General features: G+C 59.4%; 16 protein-coding genes and 2 tRNA genes. 4 read left to right on the top strand and 14 right to left on the bottom strand.

Annotation, left to right across the window (positions count from 1 at the left end; genetic code table 11):
* Positions 1 to 10: 10 nt before the first annotated feature.
* The 4 genes from rpsR to rnr form a co-directional block, all read right to left on the bottom strand.
* Positions 11 to 241 carry a 30S ribosomal protein S18 gene (gene rpsR, locus SB725_RS11855; protein ID WP_002551829.1) on the bottom strand — a complete coding sequence of 77 codons (231 nt, stop codon included), beginning with the start codon at positions 239 to 241 and terminating at the stop codon, positions 11 to 13.
* Positions 242 to 269: 28 nt separating this feature from the next.
* Positions 270 to 692 carry a 30S ribosomal protein S6 gene (gene rpsF, locus SB725_RS11850; protein ID WP_003217491.1) on the bottom strand — a complete coding sequence of 141 codons (423 nt, stop codon included), beginning with the start codon at positions 690 to 692 and terminating at the stop codon, positions 270 to 272.
* 316 nt (positions 693 to 1,008) lie between these two features.
* Positions 1,009 to 1,776 (bottom strand): 23S rRNA (guanosine(2251)-2'-O)-methyltransferase RlmB, encoded by a 768-nt coding sequence (gene rlmB / locus SB725_RS11845; RefSeq protein WP_027921975.1) that lies wholly within the window; start codon positions 1,774 to 1,776, stop codon positions 1,009 to 1,011.
* Complete coding sequence (rnr, locus tag SB725_RS11840; protein ID WP_410921786.1) at positions 1,773 to 4,403, bottom strand: ribonuclease R; 2,631 nt, start codon at positions 4,401 to 4,403, stop codon at positions 1,773 to 1,775. The genes rlmB and rnr overlap by 4 nt, the downstream gene beginning before the upstream one ends.
* Before the next feature lie 226 nt (positions 4,404 to 4,629).
* Here rnr and SB725_RS11835 point away from each other — a divergent pair.
* From SB725_RS11835 to SB725_RS11820, 4 genes are all read left to right on the top strand, one after another.
* A tRNA-Leu gene (locus SB725_RS11835) sits at positions 4,630 to 4,716 on the top strand.
* Between the two features lie 167 nt (positions 4,717 to 4,883).
* A tRNA-Leu gene (locus SB725_RS11830) sits at positions 4,884 to 4,970 on the top strand.
* A gap of 258 nt (positions 4,971 to 5,228) precedes the next feature.
* The gene (locus SB725_RS11825) at positions 5,229 to 6,239 is read left to right on the top strand and encodes an extracellular solute-binding protein (RefSeq protein ID WP_027921977.1); all 1,011 of its coding nucleotides are present in this window, start codon (positions 5,229 to 5,231) and stop codon (positions 6,237 to 6,239) included.
* A complete protein-coding gene (locus SB725_RS11820) occupies positions 6,239 to 7,804 on the top strand; it encodes an ABC transporter permease (protein WP_027921978.1) in 1,566 nt (521 codons plus the stop codon). The genes SB725_RS11825 and SB725_RS11820 overlap by 1 nt, the downstream gene beginning before the upstream one ends.
* A gap of 121 nt (positions 7,805 to 7,925) precedes the next feature.
* Here the strand turns inward: SB725_RS11820 and SB725_RS11815 are convergent, their stop codons facing one another.
* From SB725_RS11815 to SB725_RS11770, 10 genes are all read right to left on the bottom strand, one after another.
* Positions 7,926 to 9,860, bottom strand: a complete 1,935-nt coding sequence (locus SB725_RS11815; RefSeq protein WP_027921979.1) for a methyl-accepting chemotaxis protein — start codon at positions 9,858 to 9,860, stop codon at positions 7,926 to 7,928.
* 150 nt (positions 9,861 to 10,010) lie between these two features.
* Positions 10,011 to 11,300, bottom strand: a complete 1,290-nt coding sequence (locus SB725_RS11810; protein WP_027921980.1) for an adenylosuccinate synthase — start codon at positions 11,298 to 11,300, stop codon at positions 10,011 to 10,013.
* 54 nt (positions 11,301 to 11,354) lie between these two features.
* Positions 11,355 to 12,542 carry an ATP phosphoribosyltransferase regulatory subunit gene (locus SB725_RS11805; protein WP_027921981.1) on the bottom strand — a complete coding sequence of 396 codons (1,188 nt, stop codon included), beginning with the start codon at positions 12,540 to 12,542 and terminating at the stop codon, positions 11,355 to 11,357.
* 299 nt (positions 12,543 to 12,841) lie between these two features.
* The gene (gene hflC, locus SB725_RS11800) at positions 12,842 to 13,711 is read right to left on the bottom strand and encodes a protease modulator HflC (RefSeq protein WP_027921982.1); all 870 of its coding nucleotides are present in this window, start codon (positions 13,709 to 13,711) and stop codon (positions 12,842 to 12,844) included.
* Entirely contained in the window at positions 13,711 to 14,883 is a 1,173-nt protein-coding gene (gene hflK / locus SB725_RS11795) for an FtsH protease activity modulator HflK (RefSeq protein ID WP_027921983.1), read from the bottom strand. The genes hflC and hflK overlap by 1 nt, the downstream gene beginning before the upstream one ends.
* Positions 14,884 to 14,979: 96 nt before the next feature.
* Positions 14,980 to 16,281, bottom strand: coding sequence for a ribosome rescue GTPase HflX (gene hflX, locus SB725_RS11790; protein WP_027921984.1), 1,302 nt, complete (start codon positions 16,279 to 16,281; stop codon positions 14,980 to 14,982).
* Positions 16,282 to 16,293: 12 nt separating this feature from the next.
* A complete protein-coding gene (hfq, locus tag SB725_RS11785; protein ID WP_007902656.1) occupies positions 16,294 to 16,554 on the bottom strand; it encodes an RNA chaperone Hfq in 261 nt (86 codons plus the stop codon).
* A 93-nt stretch (positions 16,555 to 16,647) separates the two neighbouring features.
* Positions 16,648 to 17,619, bottom strand: coding sequence for a tRNA (adenosine(37)-N6)-dimethylallyltransferase MiaA (gene miaA / locus SB725_RS11780; RefSeq protein WP_027921985.1), 972 nt, complete (start codon positions 17,617 to 17,619; stop codon positions 16,648 to 16,650).
* Positions 17,619 to 19,529, bottom strand: a complete 1,911-nt coding sequence (gene mutL / locus SB725_RS11775; protein WP_027921986.1) for a DNA mismatch repair endonuclease MutL — start codon at positions 19,527 to 19,529, stop codon at positions 17,619 to 17,621. The genes miaA and mutL overlap by 1 nt, the downstream gene beginning before the upstream one ends.
* Positions 19,526 to 20,938: an N-acetylmuramoyl-L-alanine amidase gene (locus tag SB725_RS11770; RefSeq protein ID WP_371258934.1), complete on the bottom strand. Its 1,413-nt coding sequence runs from the start codon at positions 20,936 to 20,938 to the stop codon at positions 19,526 to 19,528. The genes mutL and SB725_RS11770 overlap by 4 nt, the downstream gene beginning before the upstream one ends.
* Positions 20,939 to 20,949: the final 11 nt, after the last annotated feature.

Raw genomic sequence — 20,949 nt, 5'->3', positions numbered from 1 at the left:
CTGCCCGGTCTCAGCGGCCGTGGCTGTCGGTGTAGGCCAGCAGGGCCAGGAAGCGGGCGCGCTTGATAGCGGTGGCCAGCTGACGCTGATAACGTGCTTTGGTACCGGTGATGCGGCTTGGAACGATTTTGCCGGTCTCGGATACATAAGCTTTCAGAGTGTTGAGATCTTTGTAATCGATCTCTTTCACGTCTTCAGCGGTGAAGCGGCAGAATTTACGACGACGGAAGAAACGTGCCATGTAATAGGCTCCTCAAAAGGTCCGTGGATTACTCGTCAGCGTTATCGCTGTTGTCGCTGTCATCACTATCAGCGCTTTCAGCGCCTTCGTGCTCAGGACGGTCGCGACGCTCACGGCGCTCACTGCGGTTTTCTTCAGCCTTGAGCATCTCGGATTGGCCGGTAACGGCTTCTTCGCGACGGATGACCAGGTTACGGATCACTGCATCGTTGTAGCGGAAGTTGTCTTCCAGCTCGGCCAGGGCCTTGCCAGTGCATTCAACGTTCAGCATCACGTAGTGAGCCTTGTGAACATTGTTGATTGCGTAGGCCAGTTGACGACGGCCCCAATCTTCCAGACGGTGGATTTTGCCGCCGTCTTCTTCGATCAGCTTGGTGTAACGCTCTACCATGCCGCCGACTTGCTCGCTTTGATCCGGGTGGACCAAAAAGATGATTTCGTAATGACGCATGAATGCTCCTTACGGGTTGTAGCCTGCCGCTCAAAAGCGGTCAGACAAGGAGTGAATGACACTTATGGACTTGCTTGCGATAGACACATGCGTGCCTGCCGTCACAGCAAGGGGCGCAATTGTAGAGAAGGGACAGGAGAGGCGCAAGGCAATTGGTGATTATTTGAACAGTTCGTTCATACCACCAATCTTCGCCCCACCACAAACCACTGTGGGAGCGAGCTTGCTCGCGATGAGGGCTCAACATTCAATATTTATGCTGAATGTTACTCCGTCATCGCGAGCAAGCTCGCTCCCACAGGGGATTTGCAGCAGATCAGGACTTTTTGGCGGTCCCGGCAGCCTTGACGCTGCGCTGACGCTGGGCTTCGAACAGGCAGACGCCCGTCGCCACGGAGACGTTGAGACTGCTGACGCTGCCCGTCATCGGCAAGTGCACCAGGTAGTCACAAAGATCGCGGGTCAGGCGACGCATGCCGCTGCCTTCTGCGCCCATGATCAAGATGGTCGGGCCAGTCATGTCTTGCTGATACAGGCTCTGCTCAGCTTCACCCGCCGTTCCGACAACCCACAAACCACGCTGCTTGAGCTTTTCCAGGGTGCGCGCCAGGTTGGTCACGGCGACCAACGGAATCACTTCCGCCGCACCACAAGCCACTTTACGCACCGTTGGGGTCAGCGTTGCTGATTTGTCCTTGGGTACGATCACTGCCAGCGCACCGGCCGCATCAGCCGAACGCAGGCAGGCGCCGAGGTTGTGCGGATCGGTCACGCCGTCGAGCACCAGCAACAGCGGTGCGCCTTCGGTACGATCCAGCAGCTCGTCGAGCATTGCCTCACCCCAGACCTGGCTCGGACTCACGTCCGCCACCACGCCTTGGTGCACGCCCTCAACCCACGCATCCAGCTCGCGACGCTCGGCATTGCCGACCGCAACGCGGTTTTCGGCGGCGAGCTGGATCAGCGTTTGCACGCGCGGATCACTGCGGCCTTCGGCCAGCCAGATTTGCTTGACGCGTTTCGGGTGGTGGCGCAGCAATGCTTCTACCGCATGCACGCCGTAGATCTTTTCCAACTGACTCATGGTTTAGCCTTAGGTTTACGCGCCCCGCCGCTTCTTCCGGCTGGAGCAGCACCCGCTTTTGGCGGGCCTTTACGATGTTTGCTCGGTTTTGCTGGCTTGCCGCCGGGGGCCTTGTCAGGCGCCGACCGTCCGGTCTTTCCCCCAGACGCCGCTTTACCGCCGCTTTTCGCTTCAGACAGCAACGCCTGTTTCATTTCACGGCTTTTACGCAGCTCGGCGTTTTTTGCCGCAGCATCGCTTGGACGATAGGCTTCGACAGCCTTTTCCTTGGCAGGACGACGACCGGTTTTTGCCGGTGCCGGTTCTGCGGCGGTTTTAGCCGCTGGAGCGGTTGTTTCGGCTCCGCGCTTCTTGCGGCCAATCGGCGCGCTGATGGTTTTTTCAGCCATCTCGAAGTCGATCTTGCGCTCGTCGAGGTCAACACGCATGACGCGCACTTCAACGGTGTCGCCCAGGCGGAAGCTGCGACCGGTACGTTCACCCGCCAAACGGTGGTGAACCGGATCGAAGTGGTAGTAATCGCCCGGCAGCGCGGTGACGTGCACCAGGCCTTCGACGTAGATATCGGTCAGTTCGACGAACAGGCCAAAACCGGTCACGGCGGTGATCACACCCGGGAACGATTCGCCCACGCGGTCTTTCATGAACTCGCACTTGAGCCAGTTCACCACATCGCGGGTCGCTTCGTCGGCGCGGCGTTCGCTCATCGAGCACTGCTCGCCGAGCTGCTCCAGCGCCGCTTCGTCGTACGGATAAATCCGCGCTTTCGGAATGGTCATCGCGCCAGCACGGCGAACGTGCGGGGTGTCCTGCTTGGAATGGATCACACTGCGGATCGCCCGGTGCGTGAGCAAGTCCGGGTAGCGGCGGATCGGCGAGGTAAAGTGAGTATAGGCTTCATAATTCAGGCCAAAGTGGCCCTGGTTATCAGCGCTGTACACCGCCTGGCTCAACGAACGCAGCATAACGGTCTGGATCAGATGGAAATCCGGACGGTCCTTGATGCTTGCCAGCAAGGCCTGGTAGTCCTTCGGCGACGGGCCGTCCTTGCCTTTGTGCAGGGACAGGCCGAGCTCGCCGAGGAAGGCGCGCAGTTTTTCCAGACGCTCCGGTGGCGGACCATCGTGGACGCGGTACAGCGCCGGGATTTCGTGCTTTTTCAGGAATTCAGCGGTGGCCACGTTGGCCGCCAGCATACATTCCTCGATCAGCTTGTGAGCATCGTTACGAACGGTCGGACGGATCTCGGCAATTTTGCGCTCGGTCCCGAAGATGATCCGGGTTTCCTGCGTTTCGAAATCGATCGCGCCACGCACGTGACGAGCGGCCAGCAGCACTTTGTACAGCGCATAAAGCTGTTTGAGGTGCGGCAGAACGTCGTTGTACTCGCCGCGAAGCTGACGCGCCTCGGTGAGTTTCGGCGTTTCCAGCATCGCACTGACCTTGTTGTAGGTCAGGCGGGCGTGGGAGTGAATCACTGCTTCATAGAAGCAATAGTCGGTCATTTCGCCGGACTTGGAGATGGTCATCTCGCAAACCATGGCCAGACGGTCGACGTGCGGGTTCAGCGAGCACAGGCCGTTGGACAGCTGCTCAGGCAGCATCGGCACGACGCGCTCTGGGAAGTACACCGAGTTGCCGCGAACCTGGGATTCGTTGTCCAGGGCCGAACCGATCTTCACGTAGCTGGAAACGTCGGCGATCGCCACGTACAACTTCCAGCCACCGGAGAACAGGCGCAGCTTGCCCGGTTTGGATTCGCAGTAAACCGCGTCATCGAAGTCGCGTGCATCTTCACCGTCGATAGTTACGAACGGCAGATGGCGCAGGTCGATGCGCTTCTCTTTGTCTTTTTCTTCGACTTCCGGCTTGAGCTTGGCGGCTTCTTTCAAGACCGCTTCAGGCCAGACGTGAGGAATGTCGTAGGTGCGCAGGGCGACATCGATTTCCATGCCCGGCGCCATGTAGTTGCCCACGACTTCGACCACGTCGCCTTGCGGCTGGAAGCGTGGTGTCGGCCAGTGAGTGATCTTCACTTCGACGAACTGACCGATCTGGGCGTTGGCGTTGCGGCCCGGCGTGACCAGCACTTCTTGCTGGATCTTCGGATTATCCGCAACGACGAAACCAATGCCGCCTTCTTCGAAGTAACGACCGACGATGGTTTCGTGAGCACGGGAAACCACTTCGACGATCATGCCTTCACGGCGACCGCGACGGTCGAGGCCGGAAACGCGGGCCAGGGCACGGTCGCCGTCAAAGACCAGGCGCATTTGCGCCGGGCTCATGAACAGGTCGTCACTGCCGTCGTCCGGGACCAGGAAGCCGAAACCGTCACGGTGACCGCTGATGCGGCCCAGGATCAGGTCGAGCTTGTCCACCGGCGCATAAGTGCCGCGACGGGTATAGATGAGTTGAGCGTCGCGCTCCATGGCGCGCAGACGGCGACGCAGGGCTTCGATCTGGTCTTCCGTGGTCAGACCAAACTCTTCGACCAGCTGCTCGCGGTTAGCAGGCGAACCTCGATCAGCAAGGTGCTGAAGGATCAGTTCGCGGCTAGGAATAGGGTTTTCGTATTTTTCCGCTTCACGAGCGGCCTCGGGATCGAGGGACTGCCAATCGGCCATTAGAGAGTTTTCACCTTGTCTATATGCGGGTTAGTTTGGCATAGGCGTAATGAAACGGGAAATTTCAAGCTATGACAGCCCTTCTAAAGCCCTTTATCGACATCGCAACGCTGATTTAAAGACCACTGGCGAAATTTTCCAGGTTTTTTTGATGTCGGGGGTTTACAGTTAAAAAGACGCTCCGTATAGTGCGCGCCATCGACGACGCAGACGCGCTGCCGATACTGCCCAGATGGTGAAATTGGTAGACACGCCAGCTTCAGGTGCTGGTGACCGCAAGGTCGTGGAAGTTCGAGTCTTCTTCTGGGCACCAATTTCGAGCTTGAGATTAGATCAATTTCAAGGCTCACACAAAAACCCGCGAAAGCGGGTTTTTTGCATTCCAAGCTTCTGATTTATTAAATCTAAATCAGGGGTTTACAGATCAAAACGCTCTCCGTATAGTGCGCCACATCAACAGCGGCAACGCTGAAGATAAATGCCCAGATGGTGAAATTGGTAGACACGCCAGCTTCAGGTGCTGGTGACCGCAAGGTCGTGGAAGTTCGAGTCTTCTTCTGGGCACCAATTCAAATTCAAGGTTACGACTTTGAATTTCACAAAAACCCGCGAAAGCGGGTTTTTGCGTTTATGGCATCCGAAAACCTGTCCCCCCTCAAGAAACACATGACCTTGTAGCAGCTGGCGAAGCCTGCGTTCGGCTGCTGCAGGTGTTGGGTCCGCCGCTCTAGCTGGCACTTCCCGACCCAGCAAGGCGCACTTGAGAAACAATATCGTTTATCATTGTTGCAAGTTTTTGCAATGCGACAGTGAGGAACCCTGCGAATGATGTTTCGAAATACCCTACGCCGCGGCCTGACCTTCACCCTGCTCGGCCTGGTACTCGCCACCCCCCTCACCCAGGCGGCCGATCCGGTTTCCCTGACGCTCTATAATGGTCAACACAAGGAAGTCGGCGACGCCATCGCCAAGGCATTCGAAGCCAAGACCGGCATTCATGTGAATGTGCGCAAAGGCAGCAGTAACCAGCTCGCCAGCCAGATCATGGAAGAAGGTGACCGTTCCCCTGCCGACGTAATCTACACCGAAGAATCACCGCCACTGAACAAACTCGGCGAGCAAGGTTTCCTGGCCAAGACCGACGACGCCACGCTGGCGGTTTTGCCAAAGGATTATGTTGCAGGCAACGGCACCTGGATCGGCATTACCGCTCGGGTCCGGGTGGTGGCATTCAATCCCAAGCTGATCGAGGAGAAGGACCTGCCGAAATCGGTGATGGAGTTCTCCAATCCAAAATGGCAAGGCAAGGTCGGCTTCGTGCCCACCAGTGGCGCTTTCCAGGAACAAGCGGTCGCGATCATCAAAGTGCACGGCATGGACGCAGCCGAAGAGTGGCTGACCGGCCTGCGCGCGTTCGGCAAGACTTACAGCAACAACATGGTCGCCCTGAAGGCTGTGGAAAATGGTGAAGTCGCCACGGTTCTGGTTAACAACTATTACTGGTTCGCCCTGCAACGCGAGAAAGGCCAACTGGACTCGAAACTGCATTACTTCACCGGCGGCGACGTCGGCGGGCTGATCACCGTTTCCAGCGCAGCCGTGCTCAAATCCAGCAAACACGCAAAAGAAGCCCAGGCGTTTCTGGCCTACATGGCGAGCGAAGAAGGCCAGCGCGTGATCACTCAAACCACCGCCGAATACCCGCTGCACAAAGGTATGGAATCGGATCGTGGCCTCAAGCCGTTCAGCGAACTGCAAGCACCCAATGTCACACCGGCCGATCTGGGTAACGCCGAACAAGCCCTGGACCTGGAACGCGACGTTGGCTTGAACTGATGAGCGCTTCGCCAGCCTCCCCCGCCTCACGCGGGGTGTACGTGCCTCGGCGCCAACGGCCGTCGATCTGGCTATTACTGCCAGTCCTGCTGCTGGTTGTGCTCAGTCTGTTGCCGCTGATGTATGTCGGCCTAAAAGCCTGGCAAGCCGGCTGGGCCGAAGCATTGCACCTGCTGTGGCGACCTTATGTGTTTGGGTTGCTGCGCAATACGCTGGCGCTGATGGCCGGGGTAACGCTAGCCTGCGCCTTAATCGGCCTGTCACTGGCCTGGCTGCTGGAACGCAGCAATCTGCCGGGGCGGCGATTGTGGGGCGTCATCCTCTGTTTGCCGTTCGCCGTTCCGGCGTTTGTCAGCAGTTTTACCTGGGTTTCGCTGAGCGCTCACTTTGAAGGTTTGGGCGGGGCGATTTTGGTGATGACGCTGTCCAAGTACCCGCTGATCTTTCTGCCGGTCGCGGCGACCTTGCGCAATCTTGACCCCTCTCTTGAAGAATCTGCCCGGACACTCGGACAGAATCGCTGGGGCGTGTTTTTCAGAATCACGTTGCCGCTGCTCTGGCCATCGTTGCTGGCGGGCTCACTGCTGATCGCACTGCACATGCTGGTGGAGTTCGGCGCGCTGTCGATCATCGGCTTGCAAACCTTTACCACGGCGATTTATCAGCAGTTCGAACTGGAATTCAGCAATGCCAATGCAGCGATGCTGTCAGCGGTGTTGCTGGCGCTGTGTCTGGCGTTGTTATGGCTGGAGCTGCGGGTTCGCGGCAAGGGCCGACATGTTCGTACCGGCCAGGGTGCGGCGCGGCATGCGGAACAGGTTCGATTGGGGCCCTGGGCGGGCATCGGACAGCTTTACTGCCTGGCGCTGGCGATCATCGGCAGTGGCATTCCACTGGGAATGCTGGGGTATTGGCTGGCGGTCGGCTCCTCAGCCGCATTTCCGGTCGCCGCCATCGGCGAAGCGCTGCTCTCATCGCTGGCACTCTCCCTCGGTGGCGCAGCGCTTTGCCTGGTGCTGGCCGTGCCAGTGGGCTTGCTGGTGGTGCGTTACAAAGGCCCACTGGCGATCTGGGCCGAGCGACTGCCGTATCTGCTGCATGCGTTGCCCGGCCTGGTGATTGCGCTGACACTAGTGTATTTCGCCCTGCACTATGTGCCGGTGCTGTACCAGACGTCCGCCTTGCTGCTGATCGCTTATGCGTTGTTGTTTCTGCCGTTGGCTCAGGCGCCGATTCGAACGGCTCTGAACAAGGCTGCACCGCAACTGGAAGAGGCTGCACGCACACTCGGGGCTACGTCGTTCAGTGCGTTTTGCCGGATCACGCTGCCGATAATTTTCCCGGCGCTGGGGGCGGCGTTTGCGCTGGTGTTTCTGGATGCGATGAAGGAGCTGACGGCGACATTGCTATTGAGTCCCACCGGGCTCAACACACTGGCAACAGAGGTGTGGGCGCATACCGCGAATGTGGAGTTTGCGGCGGCGGCGCCTTATGCGGCGTTGTTGATAGTGGTGTCGGGGGTGCCGGTTTATCTACTCACGACTCGGATGTATCTGAGCCGTTGAGAGCGCCTTCGCAAGCAGGCTCACTCCCACACTGGATCTACTGTGAACTCACACTACGTGAACACCAGAGATCAAATGAGGGAGCGAGCCTGCTCGCGAAGGGGCCAGTCCGGACAACCGATTACGCCCTGAACTGCCCCAGACTCGCCTTCAACTGCGCCGCCAACCCATCCAGCACCTTGCCGCTGGCCGTGGTCTCCACCACTGCCTGAGCCGCTTTCTCGGCCTGCGCATGAATGGTTTCAACCCGCCCCCGCACCGCCTGCGCACCTTGCGCCTGATGCGCCGCTGCCTGAGTCGCCAGGCCAATCGCCGCATGCACCTGCTCGACCGATTCCTGCACCGACTGCTGCAACCGCGCACTGTCGCGCAGCACCAGCAAACCTTCACTGGCCTGACGCCCGGCTTGACCAATTGCCGCCACCGCTTCGCGCGCACCTTGCTGCAAGGCAACGATGTGCGCCTGAATGTCGCCGGTCGAACTCTGAGTCTTGCTCGCCAGTGCCCGCACTTCGTCAGCGACCACGGCAAATCCGCGACCGGTCTCGCCCGCACGCGCCGCTTCGATGGCCGCGTTCAGTGCCAACAAATTGGTTTGCTCCGCGATCCCGTGAATCACCGTCAGTACCACTTCGATCTGTTCACTCTGTTGCGCCAGTCGTTCGATGACTTTCGCCCCGGTGTCGACCTGCCCGGCCAGCGCCTCGATCAAGCTGCCGACTTTCGCCGAGGTCCGGGTGTTTTCATCCGTGGCCGAACGAATGTCCACCACCTGTTGCAAAGCTGCCTGCATGGCATGACTTTCAGATTGGGCTTCATCGGCCATTTGCGACAACGCTCGCAGGCTCTCAGCCACTTCATCGCGCTGCATTCCGGCGGCCTTGTCAGCTCCGGCATTACGCAGGGTCATGGCACCGATTTCCACGCCGGTACGCTGGGCCACATCGCCGGCTTCACGCACGATCGGCTGCAACTTATCCACAAAGCGATTGACCGCCGACGCCATGTCGCCGATTTCGTCCTTGCTGTTGATCTGCACACGCTTGGTCAGGTCACCCTCGCCAGCCGCCAGATCATCCATGGCGCTGATCAGCATCTTCAAGCGATTGACCACGCGCCGCCCCAGCACCACGGCCAGCAACAACAGCACGCCGCAACCGACCAGCGCCAGACCCAGACCAATGCGCCAGCGCAAGGTCGCGGCAGCTTCCTGTACGGTACCGGTGGTGTTGGCTTTCATTTCAGACGCCGTGGACTGCGCCGACTGCAAACGTGCACCCATCGCCGCGGCACTGTCGGCGGCCGCGCCTTTGAGGCTGTCGCCCACCAGTTGATCGCTGCTGGCAATCAGCGCCGAGAAACGCTTGTCCAGGGCCGCGAGGTCGGTTTCCACTGACGCGGTGGAGACCCCCATTATTACCTTGCCGATTTCCACACCATTGGGATTGATCGAGGCTTCGAGGTAATAAACCGAAGGATCGTTCTTCGCCGCATCCAGCACTTTGTCGAGCGCTCGCTCGCCCTGGCCTTTTTCAAGGAGGGCCTTGTTGATCGGGTTTTCACGATTGAGGTAGCGCGTCAGATGCTGCCCGGTCGCATCGTCATACACCACGAACAACACATTGGGATTGCGCTGGGCCCGGCGGGCGAATTCGGACAAGGTTGGAACGTCACTGTCCCACATCGCGCGGGGGGCGACCGAGGCCAAGAGCTGCGCCATATCATTGGCGGAGTCCTTCAGGTCTTTTTCCAGCGTCGCACGCAACTGAGCCTGCTCATCCTTCAAACGCGAGGACAAACCGGCCGTAAGGCGCTGACGCGTGCTGGTCGATAGGTTGTCGAGGCTCGACGTGACTTCACGCCCTGCCTGCTCAAGTTCGCCAGAGAGCTTTTGACTGTCGACCCCCAGGCGCACACCCAGATCGGCTTCCAATGCAGTCACTGTGCTCCGGGTCAGAGCAACAGCCACCAGCACTTGCACCAAAAGGGCGATACCGAGGGTAACGAACACGGGCCGCAACAAACGGCTTTGTAACAATGAGAGAACTGCCGACACTTAAAATCCCTCTGCTTTGGCGCCATTAAATTGATGGCGCGCTGGAAGCGATGCTTTTATTCAACATCACAGCAAAGGTCATGCCGTCCAAGAGGCATAAACGACAAAGGGTCCTATTAAGGACCCTTTGTGTTTCACTTCAATGACTTATCAAGCAAACGGATGACGCAGAACGATGGTTTCGTTGCGGTCCGGGCCCGTCGAAATAATGTCGATCGGCGCGCCGATCAACTCTTCAACGCGTTTGATGTAGGCACGAGCGTTAGCTGGCAGCTCTTCCAGGGTTTTGGCACCCACGGTCGATTCGGTCCAGCCCGGCACTTCTTCGTACACAGGCTGAAGGCCTACGTAGCTGTCTGCGTCGGTCGGAGCAACGGCGTTGCCCTGCGCATCTTTGTAGCCGACGCAGATGTTGATGGTTTCCAGGCCGTCGAGTACGTCCAGCTTGGTCAGGCAGATGCCCGAGATGCTGTTCACATCGATTGCGCGACGCAGGATAACGGCGTCGAACCAGCCGCAACGACGGGCACGGCCGGTGGTAGCACCGAACTCGTGACCTTGTTTGGCCAGGTGCGCACCCACTTCATCAAACAGCTCAGTCGGGAATGGGCCCGAACCTACGCGAGTGGTGTAAGCCTTGGTGATGCCCAGGATGTAATCCAGGAACATCGGACCTACGCCCGAACCGGTCGCCACGCCACCGGCGGTGGTGTTGGAGCTGGTCACGTACGGATAGGTGCCGTGGTCGATGTCCAGCAACGAACCCTGGGCGCCTTCGAACATGATGTCTTTGCCGGCGCGGCGCAGGTCGTGCAGCTCGGCCGTTACGTCCAGCATCAACGGCTTGAGCAGCTCTGCATATTCCTTGCACTCGGCCAGCGTCTTTTCGAACTCGATGGCAGGCTCTTTGTAGTAACCCACCAGCATGAAGTTGTGGTAATCCACCAGTTCACGCAGTTTGTCTTCGAAGCGAGGCATGTTGAGCAGGTCGCCAACGCGCAGGCCACGACGTGCAACCTTGTCTTCGTACGCCGGGCCGATGCCGCGACCAGTGGTACCGATCTTCAGCTCGCCACGGGCCTTTTCACGGGCCTGGTCCAGCGCCACGTGGAAGGACAGGATCAGCGGGCAGGACGGGCTGATACGCAGGCGCTCGCGCACCGGTACGCCTTTCTCTTCCAGCTTGGTGATCTCGCGCAGCAGGGCGTCAGGTGCAACCACCACGCCGTTACCGATCAGGCACTGCACGCCTTCGCGCAACACGCCCGACGGGATCAGGTGCAAGACGGTTTTCTCGCCGTCGATCACCAGCGTGTGACCCGCGTTGTGGCCACCCTGGTAGCGCACTACGGCGGCAGCATGTTCGGTCAGCAGATCAACGATCTTGCCTTTGCCCTCATCACCCCATTGGGTGCCCAGGACTACGACATTCTTACCCATAACACTTGTCCTCATTCGCGCAAACTTGGTGCCGGCAGCCGCCGGCGGGAAAACTCAAGAAGCCAGCGGCAATACTTGCCAAAGCCCGTTCTGCTGAATCAATTGCCGGTCGCAGTCCGCTTCACGGGCGGCGGCCAAAGGTTGCCCAGGCAATGCCTGAACGACACGCTGACCCTCACTGCGCAACTGGCAAACCTGCTGCCAGAGTGCCGCATCCGTACTGTCAGGCATCCAGATACCGCCAGACGGTAGCTCGATCTCAGCACGCCCCAGGGTCACCAGGGTTTTCAAGTCGGTAGAGAAGCCGGTGGCCGGACGTGCGCGACCGAAGTCGGCGCCGATGTCGTCGTAACGACCGCCTTGGGCAATGGACTGGCCAACACCCGGCACGAACACCGCGAACACCACACCGGTGTGGTAGTGGTAACCGCGCAACTCGCCAAGGTCGAAGTACAGCGGCAGATCCGGGAAACGCACGGACAGACGCTCGGCAATTGCCAGCAAGTCGTCCAGAGCCGCCAGAACAGGCGCCGGCGCACTCGCCAGACGCTCGCGGGCAGCGCTCAACACTTCACGGCCGCCACACAAATCAACCAACGCGCGCAGCATGCCGGACAAATCGGCAGGCAGGCCTTCGGTCAAGGTAATGACCTCGTCGATGGCCTTGCGTTGCAACGCGTCGAACAATTGTTGCTCGACTTCACCGGACAAACCGGCGGCGCGGGCCAGGCCACGGTAGATGCCTACATGACCGAGGTCCATGTGTACATCCGGCACATCGGCCAGTTGCAGCATAGCCAACATCAGGCTGATGACTTCCACGTCGCTGCTCGGGCTGGCATCGCCGTACAACTCGGCACCCAACTGGATCGGGCTGCGCGAGGACGACAAGGCGCGAGGCTGAGCGTGCAGCACGCTACCGGCATAGCACAGACGGCTAGGCCCTTCACGACGCAGGGTGTGCGCATCAATGCGCGCCACTTGCGGCGTGATGTCGGCGCGGAAACCCATCTGCCGGCCCGATTGCGGGTCGATGACCTTGAAGGTACGCAGGTCGAGGTCAGAGCCCGCGCCGGTCAGCAGGGATTCCAGGTACTCGATGTGGGGAGTCACGACAAACTCGTAACCCCAGCTCTGGAACAGATCCAACACCTGACGACGCGCAACTTCAATGCGCGCCGCTTCTGGTGGCAGTACTTCTTCGATGCCATCTGGCAGCAGCCAGCGGTCTACCGTTGCCATTACGCCATTCCCCTATGATCCGGGCGGCAAGCCCTCGGGCGAGCCTTGAGTGAAGCAGAAAATGGTCGGCTCGTACGCAAACCACGCGCATGAACGACATGGCGAAAAGCCTTAAACCGGCTTCGCCAACCACTTTCCTCGAAAAACCTGTTGAGCCTGCATAAAAACAGCAATCAAACGTGCAGACGCAAAAAAGCCGGGAATTTCCCGGCTGCCGCATCATACACACGTTTTCCCAAAGGATCACCCCGCCCGAGGCTTTAGCCGCCAAGCGGGGGATGATTCAGGTCAACGCAGTATCAAGGCTTGGCTTTTTCCAGGTAACGGAAGAAGTCGCTGCTTGGGTCCAGGACCATGACGTCGGATTTGTTCGCGAAGCTTTCACGGTAGGCACGCAGGCTACGGTAGAAACCATAGAACTCCTGATCCTGGCCGTAGGCCTTGGAGTAGATCGCAGAGGCCTGGGCATCACCGTCACCACGAACCTCTTCAGATTCACGATAGGCTTCAGCCAGCAACACGCGGCGCTGACGATCGGCGTCGGCACGAATACCTTCGGCCAGTTCGTTACCCTTGGCGCGGTGCTCGCGAGCTTCACGCTCACGCTCGGAGCTCATGCGCTCGAACACACTGCGGTTCACTTCTTTCGGCAGATCGATAGCCTTGACCCGAACATCGACCACTTCGATACCCAGCTCTTTTTCGGCCATCTTGTTCAGCGAAGCCGTGATGTCGGTCATCAGCGCATCGCGCTCACCGGACACCACTTCGTGCAGCGTGCGCTTACCAAACTGGTCACGCAGGCCCGACTCCAGACGACGGGAAAGACGCTCGTCGGCAATTTGCTTGAGGCCAGACGTTGCGGTGTAGAAGCGCTCGGCATCTTTCACCCGCCACTTGGCGTAGGCATCCACCATGACGGCTTTCTTTTCCAGCGTCAGGAAGCGTTGCGTCGGTGCATCCAGCGTCATCAGGCGTGCGTCGAATTTACGCACCTGGTTAACGTAAGGCACTTTCACATGCAGGCCCGGCTGAACATCGGCCTGGACCACACGACCGAACTGCAGCAACACCGCACGCTCGGTCTGAGCCACGATGTAGAAGCAGTTCCAGGCAGCGATCGCCACGACGACGCCGACAATAAGGGCGATCAGCGATTTATTGCTCATCAGCGACTCTCCCTGGTACGTGCTTGCTGTTGCTGCAGATCAGCTGCTGCACGCGCATTCGCTTCATTGCTGGTGGTTGCTGCACTGGTCACCGGAGCGCTGGTGTTGCGACCACTTTCGACCATCTTGTCCAGCGGCAAGTACAGCAGATTGCTCTGGCCATTCTTGTTGCCGGTCACGAGAACCTTGCTGGTGTTGCTGAAGACTTCCTGCATGGTGTCCAGGTACAGACGCTCGCGGGTGACTTCAGGGGCCTTGCGATACTCGGCAACCAGTTTGGTGAAGCGATCGGCCTCACCCTTGGCGCGCGAGACCGTTTCGTCACGGTAGCCGTTGGCATCTTCGATGATGCGCTGGGCCTGACCACGGGCTTCCGGCACGACGCCGTTGGCATAGGTTTCAGCCTGGTTACGCGAACGCTGCTCGTCTTCACGGGCGCGGATCACGTCATCGAAAGCTTCCTGTACTTCACGCGGTGCGGCTGCGCTCTGTACGTTGACCTGTGTAATGGTGATGCCGGTGCGATAGGTATCCATGAAGCGTTGCAGACGCTCCTTGATTTCGCTGGCCATCAACTCACGACCTTCGGTCAGCACCTGGTCCATCGCAGTGGAACCCACCACATGGCGCAAGGCACTTTCGGTCGCGTGCTGCAGGCTGATTTCCGGTTGATCAACGTTCAGCACGAAGTCCTGCAGGTTGCTGATCTTGTACTGCACGGTCAGTGGCACTTCGACGATGTTTTCGTCTTCAGTCAGCATTTGACCCTGCTTGGTGTAGGCACGCTCACGCGTGACGTTTTCCAGGTACTTGCGATCGATCGGCGGGAAATAGATGTTCAGGCCCGGGCCGACGGTTTCGTAGTACTTGCCGAAGCGCAGCACCACGGCTTGCTCCTGCTCGTCGACAACGTAGACCGCGCTGTACAGCCAAACGGCCGCCAGCACGACAAGGCCGATGCCAAGAATGCCACCGAAGCCGCCGCTCTTGCCCGAACCACCGCCGTCATCACCACGTTTCTTACCACCACCGAACAACCCGTTCAGGCTTTCCTGCAGCTTTCGGAAGGCCTCGTCGAGATCCGGTGGTCCCTTGCGGTCGCCGTTATTGCGGCGCTTGCCACCCCAAGGATCCTGATTATTCGAGTTGCCACCCGGCTCATTCCAAGCCATAGCGCTCTCCATCTGATAAAGCAAAGACGCACCCACGGCGCGCCGACCAATGCTACAGAATGCCTGTCACCACGACACAACCGCTTTCTCAGGCTTTTATTGCAAAGTGTGTTGCTCGATGAAGTCATTCGGCTGCAAACCTTCGCGACTCACCAATCGATTCAACTCGATCCGTGGCAAGCGAACGGCCAGCAAGCTGGTGCCTTCTTCGTCGTGTTCTTCTTTCTGCACCGCGCCAAGTTCGAAAAACTGCGCACGCAGTCGAGCGAAGCGTTGCGGCAAGCGCAAGGTACCGATAAACAAATCACTGCCAAGCAACTCGGCAATGGCTTGCTCAAGCAATTCCAGACCCGTGCCATCACGCGCCGACAGCCAGACCCGCAGGGGTTTACCGCTTTCGTCGCGCTGGATTTGTGGCTCAACGCCTTCAAGCAAATCGAGTTTGTTATACACCTCGAGTATCGGCAAGTCCTGGGCACCAATCTCGCCCAGCACCACCATCACCTGCTCGATCTGCAACATGCGATCCGGTTCGGCCGCATCGATCACGTGCAACAACAGGTCGGAATTGCTCGACTCTTCGAGAGTAGACCGAAATGCCTCGACCAGCTTGTGGGGCAAGTGGCGAATGAAACCTACAGTGTCCGCCAGGACAATCGGCCCCAGGTCGTCCAGATCGAGACGGCGCAGGGTCGGGTCCAGCGTGGCAAACAATTGGTCAGCCGCGTAAACGTCGGATTTCGTCACGTTATTGAAGAGCGTGGATTTACCGGCGTTGGTATACCCCACCAGCGAAACGGTAGGGATATCCGCACGCATACGACCACGTCGCGACTGTTCGCGCTGGCTGCGCACTTTCTCCAGCCGGCCCTTGATCTGTCGCAGGCGAACCCGCAGCAAACGGCGGTCGGTTTCGAGTTGGGTTTCACCCGGGCCACGCATGCCGATACCGCCACCTTGGCGCTCAAGGTGAGTCCAGCCACGAACCAGGCGGGTGCTCATGTGGTCAAGCTGAGCCAGTTCTACCTGGAGCTTGCCTTCATGGGTACGGGCGCGTTGGGCGAAAATATCAAGAATCAGACCGGTGCGGTCGATCACGCGACACTCGAAAACACGTTCGAGGTTACGTTCCTGACTGGGCGTGAGGATGTGATTGAAGATCACCAGATCAGCCTCTTCGGCCTTGACCAGGTCGCGCAGTTCCTCGACCTTGCCACTGCCAATGAGGAATTTGGCGGTTGGCCGATGACGCGGCACGTTAAAAAACGCAACGGTCTCGGCGCCCGCCGAATTAGCCAGTTCCTGAAACTCCTGCGGATCTTCGCGCGCCTCAGGGTCCTGTCCATCCAAGTGAACGAGGATGACTCGCTCACCACCACCGTGGCGCTCAAAGAACAAAGGAGACTCCTATCAGGCGTTACCTGGCTCAGCGTCACCTGCTTCGGATTCGGTTGCGCTTGGCAGACGAATTGGACGAACCGGCACCACTGTCGAGATAGCGTGTTTGTAAACCATTTGGCTAACGGTGTTTTTCAGCAGGATAACGAACTGGTCGAAAGACTCGATCGTGCCTTGCAGTTTGATCCCGTTGACCAGGTAGATAGACACCCCAACTTTCTCTTTACGTAAAGTATTCAAGTAAGGGTCTTGTAGCGAATGCCCTTTTGACATGTGCCGCACTCCTTTAAGGATTCAATATAAAAAATAGGTAAACAGATGGCTTTAGCCGCCACACCCCCAAGGATAGACGGCAATTGCAAGGACTCAGCTCAATATGGAGATGGTCCCCAAGTATTTCAAGGCGCGCGGCAGATTGTCGCAATCGAGACTGTCCAGCCAGTGTAAATCAGCCCAACTGCGCAGCCAGGTGAACTGACGCTTTGCCAATTGGCGCGTGGCAATGATTCCACGCTCCTGCATCTCGGCTTGCGTCAGCTTGCCATCCAGGTAATCCCAAACTTGTCGGTAGCCTACCGCACGTATAGACGGCAACCCGGAATGCAGGTCACTTCTCTTACGCAGGGCTACGACCTCGTCAATGAATCCCTGTTCCAACATATTCGTGAATCTTTGTTTAATTCGCTCGTGCAGTACCTGGCGATTTGCAGGAGCAATGGCCAAGTTCGCGACAGTATAGGGCAATTGTTGCAGTCCCGAAGCGGCTGCTTCGGTACTTTGCACAGATTGTTTCAGCCGCAGCTCGGTCATGCTCTGACCGCTGACGCGATAAACTTCCAGCGCCCGACTGAGTCGCTGCGGATCGTTTGGATGAATACGCGCGGCAGACTCAGGGTCAATTAACGCCAATTGTTCGTGCAGCGCTTGCCAGCCAAGGCGTGCAGCCTCTTCCTCGATCTGCGCCCGAACATCGGGATCGGCCGCTGGCATGTCCGCCAGACCTTCGACCAAAGCCTTGTAATAGAGCATTGTGCCGCCCACCAGCAGCGGGATTTTTCCCCGCGCGGTGATCTCGGCCATCGCCGCCAGGGCATCACGACGAAAATCGGCGGCCGAATAGCTCTCGGCCGGGTCGAGAATGTCGATCAAACGGTGCGGGAATTCGGCCAGGATTTCTTTCGAAGGCTTGGCGGTGCCGATGTCCATGCCCCGATAGACCAGCGCCGAATCGACACTGATCAGCTCGCAGGGCAGAACCTTGGTCAGCTCGATGGCCAGGTCGGTCTTGCCCGCAGCAGTCGGGCCCATCAGGAAAATCGCTGGAGGAAGCTGGCTCATCAACGACCGCGCAAGAACAGTTTGTCCAGATCGTCCAGGCCCAATTGGGTCCAGGTCGGTCGGCCATGGTTGCATTGACCGCTGCGCTCGGTGTTTTCCATGTCGCGCAGCAGACCGTTCATTTCCGGGATCGCCAGGCGCCGATTCGCACGAACCGCGCCGTGGCAAGCCATCGTCCCGAGCAACTCATTCAGATGTGCCTGAATCCGGTCGCTGGTGCCGTATTCCATCAGGTCCGCCAAGACATCACTGACCAGTCGATTGGCTTCCGCCTGCTTGAGCAAGGCCGGGATTTGCCGAATGGCCAGGGATTCAGGTCCCAGACGCTGCAATTCAAAACCCAGACGCTGGAACAACGCCGCGTGCTCTTCGGCGCAATCGGCTTCACGCTGACTGACAGCCAGGGATTCCGGTACCAGCAGCGGCTGGCCGCTCAGGCCTTCGCTGGCCATGGCGATTTTCAGGCGCTCGTACATGATCCGCTCGTGAGCCGCGTGCATGTCCACCAGCACCAGCCCTTGGGCATTTTCCGCCAGGATGTAGATGCCTTTGAGCTGCGCCAGGGCGTAACCCAGCGGCGGAATATCGTCCTGCCCGGCTGGCAGCGCGACCGCGTTGGCCTCGGGCAATGGCGCAAAGAATTCACGGTACGCCGCCTGGGCTTCAGCAACCGGTACACCGGATTGGGGCCGTGGCGTGTATTGATACTGATAACCGGCGCCAGCGCCCGACCCGGCCGGGGTATTGAACGACGGTTGCGCCTGAGGTTGCTCCAGCAGCGCATTGGCCGCCAGACGCATTTCGCCCTGCGGGCCGAATTCGCCGGCATCGAGCCCGGTTGGACGCACGACGGCCGTCACCACCGGTGCGGCCAGATGATCCTCGGGACGCACATCGCCCAAGGCGCGGTGCAAGGTGCCGTAAAGGAAATCGTGAACCATGCGCCCGTCACGGAAGCGAACTTCGTGCTTGGTCGGGTGCACGTTGACGTCGACACCCGCCGGATCCACTTCGAAAAACAGCACGAACGTCGGATGCCGGCCATTGAACAGCACATCGCGATAGGCCTGGCGCACCGCGTGGGCCACCAGTTTGTCGCGAACTGCGCGGCCATTCACGAAGAAATACTGCAAGTCTGCCTGGCTGCGGTTGAACGTCGGCAAGCCGACCCAGCCCCATAAATGCAGGCCATTGCGCTCGATTTCGATCGGCAGCGCCTGCTCGAGGAACCCCGAACCGCAAATCGCCGCCACACGCCGGGCGCGGGCCGCGTCGTCATGGGCTTCGTGCAGGCTGAGGATGGTCTTGCCGTTATGGCGCAGGTGGAACGCGACATCGAAGCGTGCCAGCGCCAGGCGCTTGATCACTTCTTGCAGGTGATCGAATTCGGTTTTTTCAGTCTTGAGAAACTTGCGACGCGCCGGGGTGTTGAAGAACAAGTCCCGCACTTCCACCGAGGTGCCCACCGGATGGGCGGCCGGCTGCACGCGCGGCGCCATGTCCCGGCCTTCGGTTTCGACCTGCCAGGCCTGATCGGCATCGCGAGTGCGGGACGTCAGCGTCAGGCGCGCCACGGAGCTGATCGATGCCAGTGCTTCACCGCGAAACCCGAGGCTCATGACCTGTTCGAGGTCTTCCAGATTGCGGATCTTGCTGGTGGCGTGTCGCGCCAGCGCCAACGGCAGGTCATCGGCAGAAATGCCGCTGCCATCGTCGCGCACGCGCAATAGCTTGACGCCGCCCTGCTCGACATCGACATCGATGCGCTTGGCGCCGGAGTCGAGGCTGTTTTCCAGCAGCTCCTTGATCACCGAAGCCGGGCGCTCGACCACCTCGCCGGCGGCAATCTGGTTCGCCAGTCGCGGGCTGAGCAGCTCGATGCGAGCGCTGTTGATCACGACCTGATTCATTCTTTGGCCGCCAACTCGGTGCCTGGAATGGTCAGGTGCTGACCGACCTTCAGCTCATCACTGGGCAGCTTGTTGACGCTGCGCAGCGTGGCAGGCGACACCTGATAGCGCACGGCAATCATCGCCAGGGTCTCACCCGGGCTGACCCGGTGATCACGCGGGCCTTGAACGATTTTTCCGGAGTCACGCAGCCAGGCAATGTAAGTGCCCGGTGGCGGGTTTTGCTGGAAGAACTGCCGCACGCCGCTGCTGATCGAACGCGCCAGCGCCTGCTGGTGATTCGAGGAGGCCAGTTTGGACGCTTCGTTAGAGTTGGAGATGAACCCGGTTTCCACCAGGATCGACGGGATATCTGGCGACTTCAGCACCATGAACCCGGCTTGTTCCACACGCTGCTTGTGCAGTGGCGTAACCCGTCCGATGTTGCTCAGGACTTTCTGGCCAACGTTCAGGCTGGACGTCAGCGACGCGGTCATCGACAGGTCAAGCAGCACGCCCGCGAGCATGCGGTCCTTGTCATCAAGGCTGACGTTGCCAGCACCACCGATCAGGTCAGAGCGGTTTTCACTGTCCGCCAGCCAGCGGGCCGTTTCCGAAGTCGCGCCGCGATCAGACAGGGCGAACACCGACGCACCGAAGGCAGCGGCCGACGGCGCGGCGTCGGCGTGGATCGAAACGAACAGGTCGGCGCCTTTCTTACGGGCGATTTCGGTTCGGCCGCGCAGCGGAATGAAGTAGTCGCCCGTACGGGTCAGTTCGGCGCGGAAGCCTTTCATGCCATTGACCTGACGCTGCAGTTCACGGGCGATGGCCAATACCACGTCTTTTTCCTTCTGACCGCGGGAGCCTGAAGCACCCGGGTCTTCACCGCCGTGGCCGGCGTCGATCACCACGAGGATGTCGCGTTTGCCAGGAGGTGCAGGAGGAAGTTTGATCGCAGGCTCAACCGGCGTGACGGGCACTGCCGGCATCGTGGCGACCGAAGGGGTCGGTGTCGGAGTCGGGGCTGGCGACGGCGCGGCATCGGCAGCGTTATCAAACAGGTCGACCACCAACCGGTTGCCGTACTGGGCGTTTGGCGCCAGGGAGAAACTTTTCGGGGTCACGGCCTTTTTCAGGTCGATCACCACCCGCAGGTCAGTCGGCGTGCGTTGAGCCGATCGCATGGCGGTGATAGGGGTATTGGAAGTGTTGACGTTCAACGGCGCGCCGAGCGTTGCACCATTGATGTCGATCACCAGCCGATCCGGAGCGGTAAGGGTGAACACGCTGTGTTGCACCGGCCCGGTCAGGTCGAACACCAGCCGTGTGTTGTCCGGCGCCCGCCACAGGCGAACACTGTTGACCTTTGCGTCGGCCACAGCGTCGACGGTCACCGCCAAAAACAACAACCCTACGGCAGCTACCATCGCGCGAAAGC

The sequence above is a fragment of the Pseudomonas sp. SIMBA_041 genome (genome assembly GCF_046535095.1).
In the GTDB taxonomy this organism is placed as follows: domain Bacteria; phylum Pseudomonadota; class Gammaproteobacteria; order Pseudomonadales; family Pseudomonadaceae; genus Aquipseudomonas; species Aquipseudomonas mucoides.
The sequence above is the reverse complement of the archived record's forward strand: the minus strand, read 5'-3'. Positions and strand labels throughout refer to the sequence as shown.

What these genes read in the sequence shown, in the direction of transcription:
- rpsF (WP_003217491.1), bottom strand. Translation starts at nt 692, where the DNA reads ATGCGTCATTACGAAATCATCTTTTTGGTCCACCCGGATCAAAGCGAG.
- SB725_RS11770 (WP_371258934.1), bottom strand. Translation starts at nt 20,938, where the DNA reads ATGGTAGCTGCCGTAGGGTTGTTGTTTTTGGCGGTGACCGTCGACGCT.
- SB725_RS11820 (WP_027921978.1), top strand. Translation starts at nt 6,239, where the DNA reads ATGAGCGCTTCGCCAGCCTCCCCCGCCTCACGCGGGGTGTACGTGCCT.
- mutL (WP_027921986.1), bottom strand. Translation starts at nt 19,529, where the DNA reads ATGAATCAGGTCGTGATCAACAGCGCTCGCATCGAGCTGCTCAGCCCG.
- hflK (WP_027921983.1), bottom strand. Translation starts at nt 14,883, where the DNA reads ATGGCTTGGAATGAGCCGGGTGGCAACTCGAATAATCAGGATCCTTGG.
- hflC (WP_027921982.1), bottom strand. Translation starts at nt 13,711, where the DNA reads ATGAGCAATAAATCGCTGATCGCCCTTATTGTCGGCGTCGTCGTGGCG.
- hfq (WP_007902656.1), bottom strand. Translation starts at nt 16,554, where the DNA reads ATGTCAAAAGGGCATTCGCTACAAGACCCTTACTTGAATACTTTACGT.
- rlmB (WP_027921975.1), bottom strand. Translation starts at nt 1,776, where the DNA reads ATGAGTCAGTTGGAAAAGATCTACGGCGTGCATGCGGTAGAAGCATTG.
- SB725_RS11810 (WP_027921980.1), bottom strand. Translation starts at nt 11,300, where the DNA reads ATGGGTAAGAATGTCGTAGTCCTGGGCACCCAATGGGGTGATGAGGGC.
- SB725_RS11805 (WP_027921981.1), bottom strand. Translation starts at nt 12,542, where the DNA reads ATGGCAACGGTAGACCGCTGGCTGCTGCCAGATGGCATCGAAGAAGTA.
- rpsR (WP_002551829.1), bottom strand. Translation starts at nt 241, where the DNA reads ATGGCACGTTTCTTCCGTCGTCGTAAATTCTGCCGCTTCACCGCTGAA.
- rnr (WP_410921786.1), bottom strand. Translation starts at nt 4,403, where the DNA reads ATGGCCGATTGGCAGTCCCTCGATCCCGAGGCCGCTCGTGAAGCGGAA.
- SB725_RS11825 (WP_027921977.1), top strand. Translation starts at nt 5,229, where the DNA reads ATGATGTTTCGAAATACCCTACGCCGCGGCCTGACCTTCACCCTGCTC.
- miaA (WP_027921985.1), bottom strand. Translation starts at nt 17,619, where the DNA reads ATGAGCCAGCTTCCTCCAGCGATTTTCCTGATGGGCCCGACTGCTGCG.